Origin of the sequence: Amycolatopsis dendrobii (assembly GCF_014145675.1) — a bacterium.
GTDB lineage: Bacteria > Actinomycetota > Actinomycetes > Mycobacteriales > Pseudonocardiaceae > Amycolatopsis > Amycolatopsis dendrobii.
On the sequence record NZ_JACGZW010000040.1, the window covers coordinates 1 to 4,917 of the forward strand.

Sequence of the window (4,917 nt, forward strand, 5' to 3'; positions counted from 1 at the left end):
CGAGAGCTTGGTTCGTGTCCCGGCGGCCGCCCGGTTTCCCTGGCGACGAAGAGAAGATTACACGGCTCAAAACGGCCCGGAACAGGGGGGTCCCTTAATGCGATCTTCGCAGGTCAACCGGCCGAATAGGCCCACTGCAACCGATCCGGCGGGCAGCGTGGCCGCGAGTCGGCGGGCCAGAGCGCGGCGATTCCGGCGGCTTATCGGCTCGCGGATGCCGTAATGCGGGAGAACGGGGCGGCTCGCGTTATCGGTGAATGCCCGAGCCCCGACCGGCGTCGGCTGCCGGGCTAAGCGGATTGCCGCTGGACATCGGCCTGCGCGTGCGCGACGCACGCGGAAGCAAGACGGTTCGAGGGCATCATCAGCGGCGAGCCGGTCGCGACTGGCGAGTGACCCGGGTCACCGGAAACCATGTCCGGTCTGGGGCAGGCAGCTTCGTTCTTCCCCCGGCTGGCGGCCAAGCGCCGGTCGCAAGAGCACAGAGGGAGCATCCGATGGAGTACCTGATCCTCGCGTACGGCAACCAGCAGGACTACGACCACCTCAGCGCCGAGGAAGGCGGGGCGACGCCCCAGGAGGTGGCGGCGGTCGACGACTTCCTCGCCGGGTTCACCGGGGCGCTGGCCGATTCGGGAGAACTCGTCGAGACCCAGGGGCTCGCCGCATCCAGCTGCGGGACGGGGCTCCGGTCGTCACAGACGGGCCGTTCGGCGAAACCGAAGAGGTCATCGCCGGGTACTGGATGGTCGACTGCGCTGGTTTCGACCGCGCGACCGAGATCGCGGCGGGACTGCTCAAGGCGCCGGGGCGGCTGGCGAACGCCGGAGTCGTGGTCCGGCCGGTGATGGGCAGCGAAGACGAACTCTGACCTCCTGCCACAAGACCGAACCAAGGCGGCAGAGATGACCGGCCCTTCCGTCCCGGCCACGCTCAACGACACCCTGCGCACTCTCGCGCCGCAGGTGCTGGGCGCGCTGGTCCGCCGTTACGGGCGGTTCGACCCGGCCGAGGACGCGGTCCAGGAAGCGCTGCTCAAAGCCGCCCAGCAGTGGCCGGAGGCAGGGATTCCCGAGCGGCCCTTCGGCTGGCTGCTGCAGGTCGCGAGCCGGAAGCTGATCGATCTGCTTCGCGCTGACCAGGCAAGACGGGAGCGGGAGGTCCGCGCCGCGCGCGAGGACATCGGCGAGCAGGCCGGGGACGACACCTTGATCCTGCTTCTGCTCTGCTGCCATCCGTCGTTGTCGGCGGCGTCGCAGATCGCGCTCGCCTTGCGGGCGGTCGGCGGGCTCACGACGGCCGAGATCGCGCGGGCGTTCCTCACCTCCGAGGACTCGATGACGCGCCGGATCTCCCGGGCCAAGCGGACCGTCCAGGACAGCGGCGTGCCGTTCCGGATGCCGCCGGAAGAGGCGCGCGGCGAGCGGCTCGAAGCCGTCCGGCACGTCCTGTACCTGATTTTCACCGAGGGATATTCGGCGACGTCGGGGCCGGATTTGCGCCGCGGCGACCTGGCAAGGGAGGCGATCCGGCTGGCCGAGCTGACGGCCGCGTTGCTGCCGGACGACAGCGAGGCCGCGGGGCTGCTCGCGTTGATGTTGCTGACGGACGCGCGGTCGCCGGCGCGAGCGACTGAGCAGGGCGAGCTGGTTCCGCTGCACGAGCAGGACCGGACGCGGTGGAAGGCAGAGTCGATCCGGCGCGGGGTGGAGCTGGTGACGGCGGCGTTGCCGCGCGGACCGGTCGGGCCGTATCAGCTGCAGGCGGCGATCGCGGCGGTCCATGACGAGGCAGCCACCGCGGCGGAGACCGACTGGCGGCAGATCGTCGGGCTTTACCGGCTGCTGCTCAAGGTTTCGGCGAGTCCAGTCGCGAGAGTGAGCCACGCCGTCGCGGTCGGGATGGCGGACGGGCCAGCCGCCGGGCTTGAACTGCTTGGCGCGCTGGACCACCGCGACCGGCGGTTTTATGCGGCGCGGGCGCATCTTCTGGAAAAGGCGGGCGACCGCGAAGCGGCCCGGAGCGCGTACCTGCGCGCGGCCGAACTCGCCACCAACGTCCGCCAGGTGCGGTATCTCAACGCCTGCGCCCGGCGGCTCTCCGAAGGAGCTGAGCATGACTGACGAGATCCGGCCGTATCGGCTCGAGATCCCGGAAGCAGACCTGGTCGATCTGCGAGAACGGCTTGACCGGACAAGGTGGGCGCCGGAACCGGCCGGCGGCGACCAGGGATATGGCGTCAGCACTGGCCGGGTGCGCGAGCTGGCCGAGTACTGGCGGCAGCGCTACGACTGGCGGGCTTTGGAGCGGCGGTTCAACGAGTATCCGCAGTTCACGACCACGATCGACGGCAGCAATGTGCATTTCCTGCACGCCCGTTCGCCGGAGCCGGACGCGATCCCGTTGATCCTCAGCCACGGGTGGCCGGGCTCGGCGGCGGAATATCTGGCCGCGGTCGGGCCGTTGAGCAACCCTCGCGCGCACGGGCTTGATCCGTCGATCGCGTTCGACGTCGTGCTGCCGTCGTTGCCGGGGTTCGGGTTTTCCGGTCCGACGACCGACACCGGCTGGGGTCCGCGGCGGATCGCGCGGGCGTGGGCGGAGTTGATGCGCCAGCTCGGGTACGAGCGCTACGGGACCGCGGGCAACGACTGGGGTTCGGGGATCGCGCCGGAGGTCGGCCGCATTGCTCCGGGCCAGGTGATCGGCGCGCACGTGACGCAGACCTGGGATCCGCCGCCGGACGACGATCCACAGTGGATCGCCGACCTGTCCGATAAGGACAAAGCCGCCTGGGACGCGTTCCACCGCTACTTCACCGACGAAGCGTCCTACGGCGTCGTCCAGGCGCAGCAGCCGCAGACTCTCGCGCACGCGTTGTCCGATTCCCCCGCCGGCCTGCTCGGCTGGAACGCGCAGGCGATGCACGACCACGGCCTCGACGCCGACGGGATCCTCGCCCACGTCACGGTCCACTGGCTGACCGGCACGGCGGGTTCGGCGATCCGGATCTACGCCGAGCAAGCCCGGGAGACGCCCGCCGAAGGCCGTGCTCCGGTGCCGCTCGGGGTCGCGCAGTTCCCGGGCGACCTGCCGTCGACCCGAGTGTTCACCGAACATCGCCGGAACCTCGTGTCGTGGAACGAGTACGACCGCGGCGGCCACTACGCGGCACAGGAGGTACCGGAGCTGTGGGCGGGCGACGTCCGGCGGTTCTTCGCGAAGCTGCGGTAAGAACATTGCTCCGACTACATTGCACCTTATTGCACTGAGAAATCACCCCGATTAGCGTCGGGGACATGCAGACAGTCCTTCTCCCCTCCGGCGCTCGGATCGCCTACGACGACCTCGGACCGCGGCCGGGGACCCCGGTGCTTCTCGTGCACGGGCACCCGTTCGACCGGTCGATGTGGGCTCCGCAGGCCGAGTACCTCGCCCGCAACGGGCACCGTGTCGTGGTGCCTGACCTGCGGGGATACGGCGAAAGCACCGGTCCGGCGGTCCGCGGGCTCGAAGATTTCGCCGAGGACGTCGTCGGACTGGCCGATCGCCTCGGCATCGGCCGTTTCGCGCTGGGCGGGCTGTCGATGGGCGGGCAGATCGTGATGCAGACCGTCCGGGATCACCCGGAGCGCATCGCCGCGCTGCTGCTCGCCGACACATTCGCCGAGCCCGAGACCGACGAAGGAAAGGTGACCCGCAACCAGGCCGCGGACCGGGTGCTCGCGGAAGGCATGACCTCCTACGCCGACGAGCTGTTGCCGAAGATGGTGTCGCCGCGCACCTTCCGCGAGAACCCAGAAGTGACTGGGCACGTCCAGAAGATGATGCGCAACGCACCGGCGGCAGGCGCGGCGGCAGCCTTGCGGGCCCGGGCGAAGCGACCGGACTACCGCGATTCGCTGAAGCAGGTCAGCGTGCCGACGCTGGTCGCGGTGGGCAGCGAGGACGAGTTCACTCCGGTCGCCGACGCGCAGCTGCTGCACCAGCTCGTGGCCAGCTCGCAGCTGGTGGTGCTCGACGGCGCGGGGCACCTGCCTAACCTGGAACGCGCGGCCGAGTTCAACGACGTGTTCGGCCGCTTCCTTGACCAGGACCACGCGGAAGAACGGTGACGCACTCCATGAAGACCGTATTGGTGACCGGCGCGAGCGCCGGATTCGGTGCCGCGATCACGCGCCGGTTCGTCGCGGAGGGCGCGCGGGTCGTCGCCGCGGCCCGCAGCGGCGACCGGCTCAAGACACTCGCGGACGAACTGGGCGACGCGGTGTACCCGCTGGTCCTCGACGTCCGCGACCCCGCCGCGGTCGCGGGCGTCGTCGCGCAACTGCCCGGGGAGTGGGCGAAGATCGACATCCTGGTCAACAACGCCGGTCTCGCGAAGGGTCTCGAACCCGCGCACGAGGCGAAGCTGGAAAACTGGGACCAGATGATCGAGACCAACGTGACCGGTCTCGTCCACCTCACCCGCGCAGTGCTCCCCGGCATGGTCGAACGCGGCACCGGACACGTGATCAACATCGGCTCCGTCGCGGGCAGCTACGCCTACCCCGGCGCGAATGTCTACGGCGCGACAAAGGCGTTCGTCCACCAGTTCAGCCTCAACCTGCGCTCCGACCTGCGCGGTACCGGCGTCCGCGTAACGAACGTCGAACCGGGTTTGGTAGGCGGCACCGAATTCTCCACCGTCCGCTTCGGCGGCGACCAGGCCAAGGCGAACAACGTCTACGCGGGCACCACCCCGCTGACCGCAGACGACGTCGCCGAATCCGTCTTCTGGGCCAGTTCCCAGCCACAACACGTGAACATCAACGTCATCGAACTAATGCCGGTCGTGCAAACCTTCTCCGCGCTGAACATCGACCGCGAAAACTGAGCCGACGTCCGTGAGGGGAACCCTGAGACTCTGATTCCCTC

5 protein-coding genes are annotated in these 4,917 nt (G+C 69.3%); all 5 read left to right on the top strand.

Annotated features, from left to right (window positions below):
- Positions 1-253 precede the first annotated feature (253 nt).
- The 5 genes from H4281_RS46730 to H4281_RS44990 all read left to right on the top strand — a co-directional run bounded on the left by H4281_RS46730 (position 254) and on the right by H4281_RS44990 (position 4,876).
- Positions 254-871, top strand: a complete 618-nt coding sequence (locus tag H4281_RS46730) for a YciI family protein (protein ID WP_312872300.1) — start codon at positions 254-256, stop codon at positions 869-871.
- A gap of 34 nt (positions 872-905) precedes the next feature.
- Positions 906-2,123: an RNA polymerase sigma factor gene (locus H4281_RS44975; RefSeq protein ID WP_182896947.1), complete on the top strand. Its 1,218-nt coding sequence runs from the start codon at positions 906-908 to the stop codon at positions 2,121-2,123.
- On the top strand, positions 2,116-3,234 hold the full coding sequence (locus H4281_RS44980; protein ID WP_182896948.1) for an epoxide hydrolase family protein: 1,119 nt from the start codon (positions 2,116-2,118) through the stop codon (positions 3,232-3,234). The genes H4281_RS44975 and H4281_RS44980 overlap by 8 nt, the downstream gene beginning before the upstream one ends.
- 65 nt (positions 3,235-3,299) lie before the next feature.
- Positions 3,300-4,115: an alpha/beta fold hydrolase gene (locus tag H4281_RS44985; RefSeq protein WP_182896949.1), complete on the top strand. Its 816-nt coding sequence runs from the start codon at positions 3,300-3,302 to the stop codon at positions 4,113-4,115.
- An 8-nt stretch (positions 4,116-4,123) separates the two neighbouring features.
- Positions 4,124-4,876, top strand: coding sequence for an SDR family oxidoreductase (locus H4281_RS44990; protein ID WP_182896950.1), 753 nt, complete (start codon positions 4,124-4,126; stop codon positions 4,874-4,876).
- The last annotated feature ends 41 nt before the right edge of the window (positions 4,877-4,917 follow it).

Bases quoted from the DNA above. Each gene is read 5' to 3' on its own strand.
- H4281_RS44980 (WP_182896948.1), top strand. From the start codon at position 2,116: ATGACTGACGAGATCCGGCCGTATCGGCTCGAGATCCCGGAAGCAGAC.
- H4281_RS44990 (WP_182896950.1), top strand. From the start codon at position 4,124: ATGAAGACCGTATTGGTGACCGGCGCGAGCGCCGGATTCGGTGCCGCG.
- H4281_RS44975 (WP_182896947.1), top strand. From the start codon at position 906: ATGACCGGCCCTTCCGTCCCGGCCACGCTCAACGACACCCTGCGCACT.
- H4281_RS44985 (WP_182896949.1), top strand. From the start codon at position 3,300: ATGCAGACAGTCCTTCTCCCCTCCGGCGCTCGGATCGCCTACGACGAC.